Annotated in this window: 13 protein-coding genes and 1 pseudogene; 6 read left to right on the forward strand and 8 right to left on the reverse strand. The window is 73.3% G+C overall.

What is annotated here, in order from left to right; all coding sequences use genetic code 11:
• Positions 1 to 303: 303 nt before the first annotated feature.
• Complete coding sequence (locus F8271_RS24095) at positions 304 to 573, forward strand: DUF6458 family protein (RefSeq protein ID WP_030487564.1); 270 nt, start codon at positions 304 to 306, stop codon at positions 571 to 573.
• A gap of 42 nt (positions 574 to 615) precedes the next feature.
• Here the strand turns inward: F8271_RS24095 and F8271_RS24100 are convergent, their stop codons facing one another.
• On the reverse strand, positions 616 to 1,152 hold the full coding sequence (locus F8271_RS24100) for a histidine phosphatase family protein (protein ID WP_151492108.1): 537 nt from the start codon (positions 1,150 to 1,152) through the stop codon (positions 616 to 618).
• 112 nt (positions 1,153 to 1,264) lie between these two features.
• On the opposite strand from F8271_RS24100, the gene F8271_RS24105 reads away from it, so the two are divergent.
• Entirely contained in the window at positions 1,265 to 1,552 is a 288-nt protein-coding gene (locus F8271_RS24105) for a DUF6458 family protein (RefSeq protein ID WP_151492109.1), read from the forward strand.
• A 140-nt stretch (positions 1,553 to 1,692) separates the two neighbouring features.
• Here F8271_RS24105 and F8271_RS24110 read toward each other — a convergent pair whose 3' ends face one another.
• Complete coding sequence (locus tag F8271_RS24110; protein ID WP_151492110.1) at positions 1,693 to 2,370, reverse strand: hemolysin III family protein; 678 nt, start codon at positions 2,368 to 2,370, stop codon at positions 1,693 to 1,695.
• Between the two features lie 107 nt (positions 2,371 to 2,477).
• On the opposite strand from F8271_RS24110, the gene F8271_RS24115 reads away from it, so the two are divergent.
• The 3 genes from F8271_RS24115 to F8271_RS24125 are packed head-to-tail and all read left to right on the forward strand — an operon-like array spanning position 2,478 to position 4,730.
• Positions 2,478 to 3,143 carry an allophanate hydrolase subunit 1 gene (locus F8271_RS24115; protein ID WP_151492111.1) on the forward strand — a complete coding sequence of 222 codons (666 nt, stop codon included), beginning with the start codon at positions 2,478 to 2,480 and terminating at the stop codon, positions 3,141 to 3,143.
• A 14-nt stretch (positions 3,144 to 3,157) separates the two neighbouring features.
• Positions 3,158 to 3,997 carry a biotin-dependent carboxyltransferase family protein gene (locus F8271_RS24120; RefSeq protein ID WP_151492117.1) on the forward strand — a complete coding sequence of 280 codons (840 nt, stop codon included), beginning with the start codon at positions 3,158 to 3,160 and terminating at the stop codon, positions 3,995 to 3,997.
• Complete coding sequence (locus tag F8271_RS24125) at positions 3,981 to 4,730, forward strand: LamB/YcsF family protein (protein WP_151492112.1); 750 nt, start codon at positions 3,981 to 3,983, stop codon at positions 4,728 to 4,730. Before F8271_RS24120 ends, F8271_RS24125 begins: the two co-directional genes overlap by 17 nt.
• Positions 4,731 to 4,733: 3 nt before the next feature.
• On the opposite strand, the gene F8271_RS24130 is transcribed toward F8271_RS24125, so the two are convergent.
• The 6 genes from F8271_RS24130 to pdhA form a co-directional block, all read right to left on the reverse strand.
• Entirely contained in the window at positions 4,734 to 6,575 is a 1,842-nt protein-coding gene (locus tag F8271_RS24130; RefSeq protein WP_151492113.1) for an NHL domain-containing thioredoxin family protein, read from the reverse strand.
• 193 nt (positions 6,576 to 6,768) lie between these two features.
• Positions 6,769 to 9,363 (reverse strand): hypothetical protein, encoded by a 2,595-nt coding sequence (locus F8271_RS24135; RefSeq protein WP_151492114.1) that lies wholly within the window; start codon positions 9,361 to 9,363, stop codon positions 6,769 to 6,771.
• A 335-nt stretch (positions 9,364 to 9,698) separates the two neighbouring features.
• A complete protein-coding gene (locus F8271_RS32570) occupies positions 9,699 to 9,836 on the reverse strand; it encodes a hypothetical protein (RefSeq protein WP_167454674.1) in 138 nt (45 codons plus the stop codon).
• Between the two features lie 219 nt (positions 9,837 to 10,055).
• Entirely contained in the window at positions 10,056 to 11,522 is a 1,467-nt protein-coding gene (locus F8271_RS24140; protein WP_151492118.1) for a dihydrolipoamide acetyltransferase family protein, read from the reverse strand.
• 5 nt (positions 11,523 to 11,527) lie between these two features.
• A complete protein-coding gene (locus tag F8271_RS24145; RefSeq protein ID WP_151492115.1) occupies positions 11,528 to 12,517 on the reverse strand; it encodes an alpha-ketoacid dehydrogenase subunit beta in 990 nt (329 codons plus the stop codon).
• Positions 12,517 to 13,692, reverse strand: coding sequence for a pyruvate dehydrogenase (acetyl-transferring) E1 component subunit alpha (gene pdhA / locus F8271_RS24150; protein WP_151492116.1), 1,176 nt, complete (start codon positions 13,690 to 13,692; stop codon positions 12,517 to 12,519). The genes F8271_RS24145 and pdhA overlap by 1 nt, the downstream gene beginning before the upstream one ends.
• Before the next feature lie 519 nt (positions 13,693 to 14,211).
• Between pdhA and F8271_RS32575 the strand changes: the two are divergent.
• A pseudogene (locus F8271_RS32575) lies at positions 14,212 to 14,661 on the forward strand (hypothetical protein); the annotation flags it as partial.

Below are 14,661 nucleotides of genomic sequence, written 5' to 3' on the forward strand. Positions count from 1 at the left end.
GGCCCAGCCCGGCCCTGCCCGGCGACGAGCCGCGGCGGTGCGCGCCGCGGCGCTTGTCCGGCCCGGGAGCCCCCGTCCAACAAGAGAGAGCAGGATGGCCGCCGACTCGCTCGGTTGCGGGTCGTCACCTTGACTCGTGCGGCGAGGTCGCCCCGCAACGCCGAATGTCGGGATAGCAGACCGACGGCTGGTCGTCCCGGCATTGGCCGTGCCCGGTCGGGTATGCCGGCCCCGTGGCGGGTAACCGTCGCGTGACCACGAAAGGGAACGCCCAGAGCCACCGCACGGGGGAGTGCAGCGCACATGGGTGTAGGTAGCGGAATCTTTCTCATCGCGATCGGCGCGATCCTGACCTTCGCGCTGAGAGCCAACGTCTGGTGGATCGACGTGCGGGCGGTCGGCTGGGTGTTCATTCTGGCCGGGCTGGCCGTCCTGCTGACCACCGTCTGGTTCTGGCAGGACCGGCGCAAGCGGGCCCGGACCCTCATCGTCGAGGAGAACCGGCTCTCCCATCCGACGGCGATGATGCCGCCGCCGCCCGACCCGCCGCCGCCCACCGCGCCACCCTCCTGAGCAGCCCACCGTTGAGCCACCCGCCGATCGTCGACGGGTGGCTCAGCCGCGTGCGGTGTGCCGCGCGGTGAGCGACGCTCCGGGGCCGAACTCCGCCCAGCCGACAGTGCCGGTGTGCACCGCCACCTCCGCGGTCCGCAGACCCTCCTCGTCCGTACCCTCCGGGTCGAGATACGCCGACAGCAGGGAGATGCCCGGATTGTGGGCGATCAGCAGCGCCGTACGGGCCGCCGGGTCGACGGTGCGGACCAGCGCCAGCAACTCCTCGGGGTGGGCGTCGTACGCACCCGGTTCGTAGCGGACCGTCGGGCTTGGACCGGTCGGCCCGCCCTCCGGCGGCGAACCGGTCATCCCCATCGCCACCCCGTGCCAGGTCTGCCGGGTGCGCCTGGCGGTCGAGCAGATCACCACGTCGGGCAGCAGCCCGTGGTGGGCCAGCCACGCGCCGGCCGCTGCCGCGTCGGCGTCCCCCCGCGCGCTCAGCGAGCGGTTGGCGTCGTCCGCAGCGTCGCTGCCCTGCTCGGCCTTCGCGTGCCGGAGCAGCACAAGTGTCCGTGTCTCGGGATGGGCGTCCGTCATGCCCCCAGCTTGCCCGATTGGTGATCTCCGTGCCTGGGTAAGTCGATGGATGCCGCACCCCTACCGACGGCCGCGGCGGGACGTACGCCAGGTTAGAGCCGAGGAGCGAGACATGGGCATTGGTGGCAGCATCTTCCTGATCGCATTGGGCGCGATCTTCGCATTCGCCGTGGAGGCCGACCTGGGTTGGCTGGACCTGGCCGTGGTCGGCTGGGTGCTGATGCTGGCCGGGGTCGCCGGCCTGATCACCACCCTGTACTTCTGGAACAGCCGCCGCCGCACCGTGGTCGCCGCGCCGGTCCGTGAGGAGCGCGTCGTGGCCGACCGGGTGGTGCCGGTCCAGGACGACCAGGTCATGCGGGAGTACCGCGAGGTGCGTCGGCCGGGCCGTCCGGTCTGACCGTCGCTCGCACACTCCGGGGTCCCGCAGCGTCGCGGGGCCCCGGCTCGCATGTGTCGCCCCCTGCGGCCCGCCCCCCGACCTCGCCGCCGGGCGGCTGGCCCGATCATGCAGCCGCTACGGGCCGCGCGAAGCTCGGCTCAGGCGAACAGCGCGAAGTAGATCGCGATGTGGTGGCAGAGCGCGGCCAGCAGGGTGCACGCGTGGAAGAACTCGTGGTGGCCGAAGACGGTCGGCCACGGGTTGGGTCGGCGCAGGGCGTAGAACACCGCGCCGACGCTGTAGATCGCCCCGCCGACGATCAGCAGGACCAGCGCCGTGACGCCGCCGCCGTGCAGGATCTCCGGCAGCATGGCCACCGCCACCCAGCCGAGCGCCAGGTAGAGCGGCGCGGAGACCCAGCGCGGCGCGTGCGGCCAGACCACCTTGAGCGCCACGCCGGCCAGCGCCCCACCCCAGACCAGGGCCAGCATGATGGTGGCCTGCCGGGTCGTGAGCAGCATGGCGCAGAGCGGGGTGTACGTGCCGGCGATGAACACGAAGATCATCGAGTGGTCCATCCGGCGCATCACCTGGTAGCCACGCTCCGACCACACGCGACGGTGGTACAGGGCGCTGGTGCCGAAGAGTCCACACACCGTCAGGCTGTAGACGACGCAACTGACCAGCGGTGCCCATCCCGGCCTGGTGGCGGCGATCGAGCAGAGCACGATGCCGGAGACCAAGGCGACGAAGAAGGCGTACGTGTGCAGCCAGCCGCGCATCCGGGGCTTACCGATGTCGACCGGCTTCAGGCGAAGCGGGGCGGAGGTGGTCACGCCATCAGGTTACGGCACCGTAGGTTACCTGCAAGTAGTTGCCTCGGTGACGCTTGGCACCGTCGCCGTGAACACCGTACCGGCGGGCCATCGGCGAAGATGAGCCGATGCGGATCCGACCCGTCGGGGCGCACGCCCTCCTGCTCGACTGCACCGCCCCCGCCGACGCGCCCGAGGCCGACCTGCCCGAGGCCGAGCTGGTCGAGGCGTGGCGGGCCGAGCTGTGGCGCCGCCGCGACCAGGGTGACCTGGCCGTCGTCGAGATCGTGCCGGCGGCCAGCACCGTCCTGCTCGACGGTCTGACGGACCCGGCCGCCACGGCGAAGCAGTTGTCCCGCTGGGCACCAACGGTCATCCACGCGGCCCGCGCCGCCGAGGCCACCCTTGCGGCCCGTACGGAGGTCGTCGTTCCGGTCGACTTCGACGGGCCGGACCTGCCGGCCGTGGCCGACCACTGGGGAGTAGACGTGCCGGCGGTACTGCGCCGGCTGACCGGCACCCGGTTCCGGGTCGCCTTCTGCGGCTTCGCCCCCGGGTTCCCCTACCTGACCGGGCTGCCCGCCGAGCTGGCGCTGCCCCGACTGGCCACACCCCGCGCCCGCGTACCGGCCGGATCGGTCGCCCTGGCCGGCCCGTACGCCGGCATCTACCCGGGTCCGTCACCCGGCGGCTGGCTGCTGGTTGGCCGGACCGACCTGGTCCTCTTCGACGTGCACAGGGAGCCGCCCGCCCTGCTCGGGCCGGGCACCGAGGTGCGGATGGAGATCAGGTGACCGGCGCGGTCGAGATGCTCCGCGCCGGCGCGCTCACCACCGTGCAGGACCTGGGCCGGCCCGGCTGGGCGCACCTCGGCGTACCCCGGTCCGGTGCCCTCGACCCGACCGCCCTGCGGCTCGCCAACCGGCTCGTCGGCAACCCCGAGCAGGCCGCCGGGCTGGAGATCACTCTGACCGGCTGCGCGCTGCGGCTGACCCGGGCCACCACGGTCGCGGTCACCGGCGCCGAGGTGACGGTCCATGTCGGCGACCGGCCCGGCGACACCGGCCGCCCGCTCAGCGTGCCGGCCGGCGCGGTGCTGCGGATCGGCCCGGCCCGCCGGGGCGTACGGAGCTGGTTGGCCGTGGCAGGCGGAATCGACGTGCCACCGGTGCTCGGCAGCCGCTCCACCGACACTCTCTCCGGGCTCGGGCCGCCCCCGCTGCGCGACGGCGACCGGCTGCCGCTCGGCCGGCCGGCCGGCGAGCCCGCGCCGGTGGACCTGACCGTCGGCACCGCACCACCGCCGGAGCTGCACCTGAGCGTGCGCCTCGGCCCCCGGCACGACTGGTTCACCCCGACCGCGCTCGACCGGCTGCTCGGCACCCCGTACACCGTGAGCCCGGTGAGCAACCGGGTCGGCGCGCGACTCGCCGGCGCGCCGCTGCCCCGCGCGGTCGCCGGCGAACTGCCCAGCGAGGCCATCGTGCTCGGCGCGGTGCAGGTGCCGGCGGACGGACAACCCCTGATCTTCCTGGCCGACCACCCGACCACCGGCGGATACCCCGTCGTCGGGGTGGTCACCGACGTGACCCCGCTCGCGCAGGCCCGGCCAGGTACTACCGTCAGATTCCATGGACCTCAACGCTGACCTGGGCGAGGGATTCGGCATCTGGCGACTCGGCGACGACGAGGCACTGCTGGACCTGGTCACCTCCGCGAACGTCGCCTGCGGCTTCCACGGCGGCGACCCGTCCACCATGCGGCGGGTCTGCGAGGGCGCGGCGCAACGCGGGGTCGCGGTGGGCGCGCAGGTCGGCTACCGGGACCTGGCCGGCTTCGGCCGGCGGCGCATCGCGTACGACTTCAGCGAGCTACGCGACGAGGTGACCTACCAGTTGGGGGCCCTCGACGCGTTCTGCCAGCTGTTCCGCACCCGCGTCCGCTACCTCAAGCCGCACGGGGCGCTCTACCACGCGGCGGCCACCGACGAGTCCCAGGCGGCCGCCGTCGTCGCCGCCGTCTGCGGCCACGACCCCGAGATGCCGGTGCTCTGCATGCCCGGTTCGACCCTCGCCCAGCTCGCCGTCGGCGCCGGCCTGCCCGTGGTCGCCGAGGCCTTCGCCGACCGTGGCTACCTGCCCAACGGGTCGCTGGTGCCCCGTAACCAGCCAGGCGCACTGATCACCGACCCGGAGGAGGTGGCCACCCGCGCCGTGCGGATGGCCACCGAACGGGTCGTCGTGGCGACGGACGGGACCGTCATCCCCTGCCCGGTGCAGTCGATCTGCGTACACGGCGACACACCCGGGGCGGTCTCCGCCACGGAACTCGTGCGCGCCAGCCTGATCGACGCCGGCGTCACCCTCGCCCCGTTCGCCTGAGCGCTACGCGTCGAGACCCCGCAGCACCAGCGGAAGCCGCGCCGCGCCGGCGTCGACCACCCGGACCGGTACGCCCCAGTCCTGGCGGGTCAGGTGGCAGGCCGCGTGTTCGACGTCCGCGTCGCAGGTCGCCGCCTGCGCGGTCACCTGAAGCACACCGCCCGTGACGTCGCCGTTGAGCACCAGCCGGCGGGACAGCTCGGTGCCCGTGCCGGCACCCTCCACCAGCAGCTCCGGCGGGGACGCCGACACCACCAGCCGGGTCGACGGCCCGAACGACTCGTCCAGCTTCTGCCCCGGCGCGGGCGTAAAGACGATGTCCAGGGTCACCTCGCCGGCCGCCACATCGGTCGGCTTGCGCTCGGTGCGGTGCCGGGGGCCGTCCACCGTGCTGGCGCCCGCCGCCGACAGGGCACCCGGAGCCAGTCGGGTCAACCGGTGCGCGGCGGACTCCACCACCAGCACCTCACCGTCACCGGTGAGCACCAGGTCGCTCGGCTCGGCCAGCCCGTCGGCGACCGTGGACACCTGGCCGGTGGCCGGGTCGAAGCGACGCACCGCACCGTTGTACGTGTCCGCGATCAGCACCGAACCGTCCGGCAGCGCGCACACCCCCAACGGATGCTGGAGCAGCGCCGACTCCGCCGGCCCGTCCACGTGACCGAAGTCGAACAGGCCCTGCCCGACGGCGGTGCCCAGCACCCCGTTCTCCACGTACCGGACGGCGCTGGTCTCGCTGTCGGCGATCCAGAGCCGAACGCCGTCAGCGGAGACGGACAGCCCCGACGGCTGCGCCATCCACGCCTCGGCCAGCGGGCCGTCGCGCAGCGCCTCGACCGTCGTGCCGGCGTACATGCCGGCGGTCCGCTTGATCGGGTCGAACCACCACAGCTGGTGGATACCCGCCATCGCGATGATCAGCTTGTCGTCGTACCAGGCCAGGTCCCACGGCGACGACAGGTCCACGGCCAGCGCGTCGTGCGCATGGTCGTCGACCGAGGCGCGCCACTGCCGACCGCTGCCGGCCACGGTCACCACCTCGCCGGACTCCAGGCGTACGCCGCGCAGCAGGTGGTTGACGGTGTCGGCGACGACCAGGTCGTAACCGGCCACCTCGGCGACGTGCGTGGGCAGCAGGCAGAGGCCCTGCGGCTCGGAGAAGGTCGCCGCCGCGGCCGGCCCGTCGGCACGGCCCCGCTCGCCCGAGCCGATCCGGCGCACCAGCGACTCGCCGTCCGGCGCCACCTCGACCAGCGAGTGCCGCGCCGAGTCGGAGACCAGCAGGTTGCCGTCCGGCAGCACCACCGCCTTGCCCGGGAACCGCAGCGTGGTCTCCGGCGCGGGCGGCGGAACGTAGGGGCCGTCGCCCCGGTGCAGGGTGCCCTTGGCCTCGTGGGTGGCGATCAGCTCGTCGATGAGGCGGGCCAGCCCCTCGGCGTGGCCCTCGCCGGCCATCGTGGCCACCACGTAACCCTCGGGGTCGATCACCGACAGGGTCGGCCAGGCGCGGGCCGCGTACTGCTGCCACATGTCCATCTCGGGATCGTCGAGCACGGGGTGGTGCACCCCGTACCGCTCGACGGCGGCGGCCAGCGCGTCGGCGTCCTTCTCGTGCTCGAACTTCGGCGAGTGCACGCCGATCACGACGAGCACGTCACCGTACTTCTCCTCCAGCGGGCGCAGCTCGTCGAGCACGTGCAGGCAGTTGATACAGCAGAAGGTCCAGAAATCTAAGATGACGCAACGACCTCGAAGATCCTGCAAGGTCAGGTCCTGGCCGCCTGTGTTGAGCCATCCCCGGCCGCGCAGCTCTTTTGGTGCACGTACACGCGCTGTCGTTCCCATGCCTGCCAGCCTGCCACGCCGCACCGGCCCGTCCGCCGTGACCCGGACGACAGCGCCCCCGAGCCAGGGTGATCGTCGGCAGTTCAGCAGCGCGACGCTCGGCGTGTCGAGTCGCTGAGCCGCCACCGATCACGGGACGGGGTCACGACGAAGGCGGGGCCACGGACGTCCGTGGCCCCGCCTTCGCAGGTGTCTACGGGGTGGCCGGCTTGAGGCAGAGCACCCGGTTGGTGCCGTCACCGGGCAGCACCACGTGCGGCTGCGTGATGTCGGTGCACTTCTCCTTGGCGTCCACCTTCGAGACGATGGTGAACGCGCCCGCCTCGCCGCAGTCGGCCGCCGAGGCGCCCTCACCGGACTTCTTCACGCAGGTGCCGACCGCCGGGTCGAAGGCCGGGTTCTCGTCGCCGCCACCGAACTTGCCGAGCAGCATCAGCAGGCCGAGCGGCACCGCCAGGATGAGTACCGCGGCGATCAGCACCGCGGCCAGCACCCGACCGTTGCGCACCTTCGGCGTCGGCGCCTCCACCTTCGGCTCCTCGGCGTCCGGCTTGAACGCGTCGAACCGACCCTGCTCCGGCTCCTGACCCCAGGACGGCGCGGGCTGCTGGCTGGCCGGCGGGAACGCCGGCGGGAAGCCACCGCCCGGTGCCGGCTCGGTGTCGGGACCGCCGAAGGGCGGCCCGCCCAAGCTCGGCGCGCCGTTCACCGTGGCGGCGCCGGCCGCCGGTGCCGCGGAACCACCGAACCGGTCGTCCGGTCGCTCGGCTCCGGCCTGCGGCCGGACCCCGTTCACCGGTCGGTTGTTGCCCGGCGCGTCGACGAAGGACGGCACACCGGGTGGGAACGCCGGCGGCGCGGACGGGGCTTCACCGAACCCGTTCGGCGTCGACGGCCGGTCCCGGTCGTCGAAGCGTGGCTCCGGCGTGGACTCGCCGCCCCAACCCGGGCCGCTGTGCCGGTCCGGGCCCTGCTGCCAGTCCGGCGCGCCCTGGCGCTCCGGGCCGTTCTGCCAGTCGGGTACGGCCGGGCCCTGCTGCCAGTCCGGTGCGCTCGGACGCTCGGAACCCGGCTCCGCCGGGAAGGCGTCCTGCTGCGGCTCGTCCGCCGGTTCGGGCGCGGCGGGGCGGCCGTACACCCGGGGTTGGGGCGTGGGCGTGCCGGATGGTCGCATCGCCTGGTCGGTCGGGGGCATCACCCGGCTGGCCAGCGGCACCGAGGCGCTCGCCGAGGCCCGGCCGACCGCGCCGGCCGCCGGCTCGGCCTCCGGCACCGGTACGACCGCGCGGCCCGCTCCCGATTCGGGTGAGGTACGCGGGGCGGGCACCACGGCACCGCTCACCGGCGGGTCCCCCGCGCGACCCCAACCGGCCGGCTCCGCCTCGTACTGGGCGGCGGCGTCGGGAGTCTCCCGCTCGGGGAGCGGGGCGTACTGGGCCTGCGGTACGAAGTCGGCCGGCGGGGCGGCGGCCAGGCTGGCACCCGGCACGCGCTGCTCCTGCGGCGGCAGCGGTACGGCGTTGGCGGGCGAGATGCCCGGCGCGGGCGCGGGCTGGTAGACCGGTGCCTCGTCGCCCCGGTCCGGCTCCCAGCCGCCGCGGGACTGAGCGGACGCTTCCGCCTCGGCACGACCCCACACCTCGCCGGGCGCCCACGGCTGGATCTCACCGGCACCGCTCTGCGGCACGGGATTGTCCGGGGTGGCGGCCCAGTTGGGCGTGCCGTCGTTGCCGGGCACGCTGGCGCTGGCCCGGGCCGGCAGACCGGGCTGCTCGGTCGGGGTCCAGCCCGCACCGGCCTGCTCCGCCGGGCGTCCCGCCGGCTGGTCCTGCGGTGCGAGCACCCAGTCCGGCTGCTGCGGACGCCCCTCGGCGCCACCCCAGGAGGCGGGCTGCACGGCCTCGTCCTGCTGCGCGTTGGCACCGTCGCCCCAGCCGGCGGGCTGGGCCTGCTGCTGGGCGGCCCAACCGCCGGAGCGGGCCGGGTCGTCCTGGCCCGGCCAGTTCGTCGCTGGTGCCGACACCTGCGCCGCGCCCCGCGCTGCGGGCGGCTCGGCCTGGCCCCACTCGGGGGCCGGCTGCTCGGTCGGCTGGGCGGCCTGGCCCCAGGCCGGGGGCGACTGCTCCGCCGGCGTCCACACCGGTTGGTCCTGCTGGCCCGTCCCCCCGGGCCAACCGCCGGGCTGTGCCGTCTCGGGCTGCTGCGGCTCGTCGCCGCGCCAGTCACCGGCGGGCGGGGTGGCCTGCGCGGAGGTGCCCCAGCCGCCGGAGCGGGACGGGTCCTCCTGGGCGGGCCAGGCGGCGGTGGCCGGCGGGACCTGAGCGGCACCCCTGCTGGCCGGCTGGGCCTGCGCCCAGTCCGGCTGCTCCGCGGGGCTGGTGGCCCAGCTGGGTGCGTTCTGCTCGGGCGGCGTCCAGCCCTGCTGCGACGTCGCCCACGGGGCGGGCTGCTGCTGGTTGTCGGGGGTGGCGTTGTTGCCGGCCCAGGCGCCAGGCTGCTGCGGCTCGCTCGCGCCACCGCCGGTGGCCCAGGCGGGCTGTGCCGGCTCGGCCGGCTGCGGCGCGGCACCCCAGGCGGGGTTGGGCTGCTGCTCGGGTTGGCTGGCCCAGGCCGGGGCGGCCTGGTTCGGCTGCGCCGGTGGCGGGGGTGCCCAGCCCAGGTCGGGGCCGGCGGCGTTGTAGCCGTTGTCCGGCTGCGCCGGGCGGTCGCCGTACGGCGCCGGTACGCCGGCGCCCGGTGACACCTCGTCCGGCTCCTGGCCGGGACGGTGCGGGCCCTCGGACGTCATGGGTGCGCCTCCTCCATCACATGTCGGCCGCCGGTGCCGATCGGTGTCCTCGGCATGGCTGCCGGCGTCACCGGCGTGCCGGCTCCCCGCACCGTATCGGGTGGCCGCACGGGGTGTCCAAGGAGCATCGCCCGTCACTCCGTGTTGCCGAGTGGTGTCGAGCAGCTTCTATCAGCTCGGCCGGTGGGGGGCGGCGGGCGGCGACCGAAGCCCACCGTACCGGGCGTTGCGGAAGGGCGGAATCCCGGTGTCACGTGGTGGCGAAACGCCGATGGCCCACCCGGTGGGCCGGGTGGGCCATCGATCTGGAGGAGATGAGGAAAGTTTGTGGAGCGTCAGCTCATGTGACGCTGGGCGATGACGAGGAGTTCCTCGCGAACCGCCGGCGAGTTCGCGGAGCGCAGCGCGTGCTCGATGGCACGGGCGCGGCGGGTGGCGTCGCGGTGGTTGCGGATTCGCTCGATCATGCTCATTGCTGGGTCCCCCTGGCTATTCGGTTGTCGGCCCCTTGGTGTCTCTATTCAACCCCAGAACCCGGCAAACTTCCATCGATTGTTAGGTGAGCTGGGACACCTGCCTAACAATCAAAGGTCAACAGGCGTACGGGCTGAAGGTTCCGTCGCCTAATGGACACGGCCGGTGTGCCGGGCGTTAACCCGTGGCACACCGGCCGTGGCTGGTGATCGCGACGATCAGGTCCAGGCGAGCAGCGCCGCCTCGGGATCGGCGAGGAAGTCACCGATGTCGCGCAGGAACTTCGAACCCAGCTCACCGTCGATGATCCGGTGGTCGAAGCTCAACCCCAGCGTGGTGACCTGACGGGCCTTGACCTTGCCCTTGTGCACCCAGGGCAGCTCCCGCACGGCGCCGAAGGCCAGGATCGCCGACTCGCCCGGCGGCAGGATCGGCGTGCCGGTGTCCACCCCGAACACCCCGACGTTGGTGATGGTCAGGGTGCCGCCGGACATGTCCGCCGGTGCCGTGCGGCCGGACTTCGCCGTCTGCACCAGGCCGTTCAACGCGTCCGCCAGCTCCCGCAGCGAGAGCCGGCCGGCGTCCTTGACGTTCGGCACGATCAGGCCGCGCTCGGTGGCCGCCGCGATGCCGAGGTTGACGTACTCCTTGACCACGATCTCGTCGCCGGCCCAGGTCGAGTTGACCATCGGGTGCCGCTTGACCGCCAGGAGCACGGCCTTCGCCACCAGCAGCAGCGGCGAAACCCGGACGTCGCGCCACTCCCGCCGGCCGCGCAGCCGATCCAGTGCCTTCATCGCCCGGGTCACGTCGACGGTCAGGAACTCCGTCACGTGCGGAGCGGTGAACGCCGAGCGGGACATGTTCTCGGCGGTGAGCTTGCGTACTCCCTTGACCGGGATGCGCTGCTCACGGTCCGCGCCGAGGCTCGCGGCGCTCGTCGCGGTCGAGGTGACCGCGACCGGCTCGGCCGCCGCCACGGACCCACTCGCGGCCTGCTGTACGTCCTCCCGGGTGATCGAGCCCAGCGGCCCCGACCCGGTCAGCGTGCGCAGGTCGACGCCGAGGTCCTTGGCGAGCTTGCGGACCGGCGGCTTGGCCAACACGAGCCCGCCCGGCACCGGACCGCCGTTCCCGTTACGGACCGGCTCCGGCGTGACCGCCGGCTGCGGCGCGACCGGTGCCGGCGCGACCGGCGCCTCGGCCTGCGCCGGGACGGCACCCTTGCGGGGGCGGCGCTTCGCGGCGGTGGTACGCGGGCCGTAGCCGACCAGCACCGCCGTCCGCCCGCCCGGGGCGGCGCCGCCGATCAGGCCCGGCTCGACCATGCCCTCGGCCGGGGCCAGCTCCACGGCCGCCAGTGAGGCAGCCGACGGGGTGGGCAGATCAGCGGTGGGCGTGGCCGTGGTCGACGACGTGGTGTCCAGCGGGCCGGCGCCCGGGTCGGTGTCGATCGCGATGATCGGCGTACCGACCTCGACCGTGGTGCCCTCCGGGTGGTGGATCGCCTGCACCTGCCCGGCCCACTTCGCCGGGATCTCCACCGCCGCCTTGGCCGTCTCGACCTCGACGATCGGCTGGTTCAGCTCGATGGTGTCGCCGACCTTGACGAGCCAGGACAGGATCTCGCCCTCGGTCAGCCCCTCGCCCAGGTCGGGTAGGTTGAACGTCTTGATCCGGGACATGGCGCTCACCAGCCGAAGGTGCGGTCGACGGCGTCGAGCACCCGGTCGAGGTCCGGCAGGTACTCCTCCTCCACCCGGGCGGCCGGGTAGGGAGTGTCGAAGCCCGTGACCCGCAGCACCGGCGACTCCAGGGAGTAGAAGCACTCCTCGGTGATCCGTGCGGCCAACTCCGCGCCGAGGCCGATGTTGGACGGCGCCTCGTGCACCACGACCGCCCGGCCGGTGCGCTTCACCGACTCGTAGGCGGCGGCGAGGTCCAGCGGGGACAGCGAGCGCAGGTCGATGACCTCCAGCTCCCGGCCGTCCTCGGCGGCGGCCGTCGCGGCCTCCAGGCAGGTCCGCACCATCGGCCCGTACGCCAGCAGGGTCACGTCGGTGCCGGGCCGCACCACCCGCGCCGAGTGCAGGGGGTACGCGTCGGACAGCGGCGCGTCCAGGTCGACCTGGCCCTTCTCCCAGTAGCGCCGCTTGGGCTCCAGGAAGACGATCGGGTCGTCCGAGGCGATGGCCTGCTGGATCATCACGTACGCGTCCTGCGGGTTGGAGCAGGTCACGACCTTGAGGCCGGCGGTGTGGGCGAAGTACGCCTCCGGCGACTCGGAGTGGTGTTCGACGGCGCCGATGCCTCCGCCGAACGGGATCCGAATGACCATGGGGATGCTGAGTCGGCCGCCCGAGCGGTAGTGCATCTTCGCCACCTGCGACACGATCTGGTCGTACGCGGGGTAGACGAAGCCGTCGAACTGGATCTCGCAGACCGGCCGGTAGCCACGGATGGCCAGGCCGACGGCGGTGCCGATGATGCCGGACTCGGCCAGCGGGGTGTCGATGACCCGCTGGTCGCCGAAGTCCTTCTGAAGCCCGTCGGTGATCCGGAAGACGCCGCCGAGCTTACCGACGTCCTCGCCCATGATGATGACCTTGGGGTCGGTCTCCAGGGCGCGGCGCAGGCCGGTGTTGAGGGCCTTGCCGAGGGTGAGCGTCTCCGTGGCCATCAGTGGGCGCTCCCCTCGAACGACTCCATGTAACGGTTGAACTGCGCACGCTGCTGATCGAGCAGCGGCGACCCGTTGGGGTAGACGTGGTCGAACATCGTCACCGGCTCCGGGTTGGGCATGCTGAGCACCCGCTCGCGCAGGTGCACCGACTCGCGGCGGGCCTGCTCGTCGACCTCGGCGAAGAAGGTCGTGTCGGCGATCTGCTGCTTCTCCAGGAAGGCCTTGACCCGGATGATCGGGTCCTTGGCCTGCCACGACTCGACCTCGCTGGCGATCCGGTAACGGGTCGGGTCGTCGGAGGTGGTGTGCGCGCCCATCCGGTAGGTGTACGCCTCGATCAGGCTCGGGCCCTGCCCGTGCCGGGCGTTGTCCAGCGCCGTGCGGGTGACCGCGTACGACGCCAGCACGTCGTTGCCGTCCACCCGTACGCCGGGGAAGCCGAAGCCGGCGGCCCGCTGGTAGAGCGGGACGCGGGTCTGCCGCTCCAGCGGCTCGGAGATCGCGTACTGGTTGTTCTGGCAGAAGAAGACCAGCGGCGCGTTGAACACGCTGGCCCAGACGAACGCCTCGTTCACGTCGCCCTGGCTGGTGGCCCCGTCGCCGAAGTAGGCGATCGCAGCCTCGCCGTCGTCGGTGCCGACCTTGCCGTCCATGGTGATGCCCATGGCGTACCCGGTCGCGTGCAGGGTCTGCGCGCCGATGACGATCGTGTACATGTTGAACTTGAACTCGTTCGGGTCCCAGCCGCCCTGGTCGACCCCGCGGAACAGGCCCAGCGGCATGATCGGGTCGATGCCCCGGCAGTAGAGGACGCCGTGCTCCCGGTAGGTCGGGAAAGCCATGTCCTGCGCCCGCAGCGCCCGCCCGGAGCCGACCTGCGCGGCCTCCTGGCCGAGCAGGCTGGCCCAGAGGCCCAGCTCGCCCTGGCGCTGCAGCGCGGTCGCCTCGGCGTCCAGCTTGCGGACCAGCACCAGGTCCCGGTAGAGCCCGCGGTACTCCTCGTCGGTGAAGTCGACGCGGTACTCGGTGCCGTCGGGCCCGGTGGCGCTGTCGATCCGCTCGCCTTCGGGGGTGAGCAGCTGCACCAGCTCGGGGTCGCCGGCCGCGCCCTTCTTGGAGCGGGGAGCTGCCCGCCTGCTGCGGGTGGTGCCCCCGGGGTCGCCCTTTGCCATCGGTCTCTCCCTGTCGTGTCTGCGTCTGCACCGGGGGGTCACCCGGCCGCGCAACTCGTGCGCCTGTCCGGCTGCTGCCGGACCGGTTCCTGGCGGCCGCGCCTAGCCCCGGTGGGGGTTGCCGCACGGCGTGAGCCGGATTCTGGCCGAATCCGGTTCGGGAGCGCCGGTACACAACCGCGCCTGCCGCGAGGGTGCACGGAGGTCACGGCTGCGTTGCCGTCGTGTCCCATATTCGCAGAGCAGGTGAGCGCGCCCACAGTACGCCCGCCCCGCATTCCGACCGTCCACCGTTTGTCGCTCTTTGTCGCCATCGTGCTGTCCCGCGTCCACCGGGCGTTCCGGCGATGATTCGTCACCGTTCGGTCAGCATCGCGTGTCGACACGCGGTGGAGGTTGGCTGACGGAGGGTGACTGGGCGAGGCTAATTACCGCTGGATCGTGCCGATCGGGTCAATTGCCGGGTTCTGTCGGCGACGGCCATCCGCGTGCTGCAAGGTCGACGACAAGGGGTGTGCGGTGTACGAGCCAGGTGACGGTCCCGGCACACCCGCGCTCGGCCGGCACCGGTCGACCGGAGGCTACCGACGGGTGGTCGGCGTGCACCGGGCCCCCGGTGCCGGCGGGCCACCCCGGGGCTACCTGCTCACCGTCGCACTGCTGGCCGGCACCGCGTCGATGCCGATTCTCGCCGCGATCAGCGCGGGTTCGGCCACCCCGGGCAGCACCGCGCTGCCGGACAGCAGCACGCCGTTCATCCCGACCCCGTCGGTCGGGCCGGTGGTGATCCCGCTGCCGATGGCCAGCCAGCCGGCGCCCCCGCCACTCGGCACGCCCAGCGCCGCCCCGACCGTCACGCCCGGTTGGCTGCCCGCCGCACCCCGGCGTACCCCGGACCGGCCGGCACCCGTGCCGAGAGCCGTCGACCCGGACCGCGTCGACCGCGGGTTGCCCCCAATGCCCGGGCCG

The sequence above is a fragment of the Micromonospora sp. ALFpr18c genome, assembly GCF_008868155.1.
In the GTDB taxonomy this organism is placed as follows: Bacteria; Actinomycetota; Actinomycetes; order Mycobacteriales; family Micromonosporaceae; genus Micromonospora.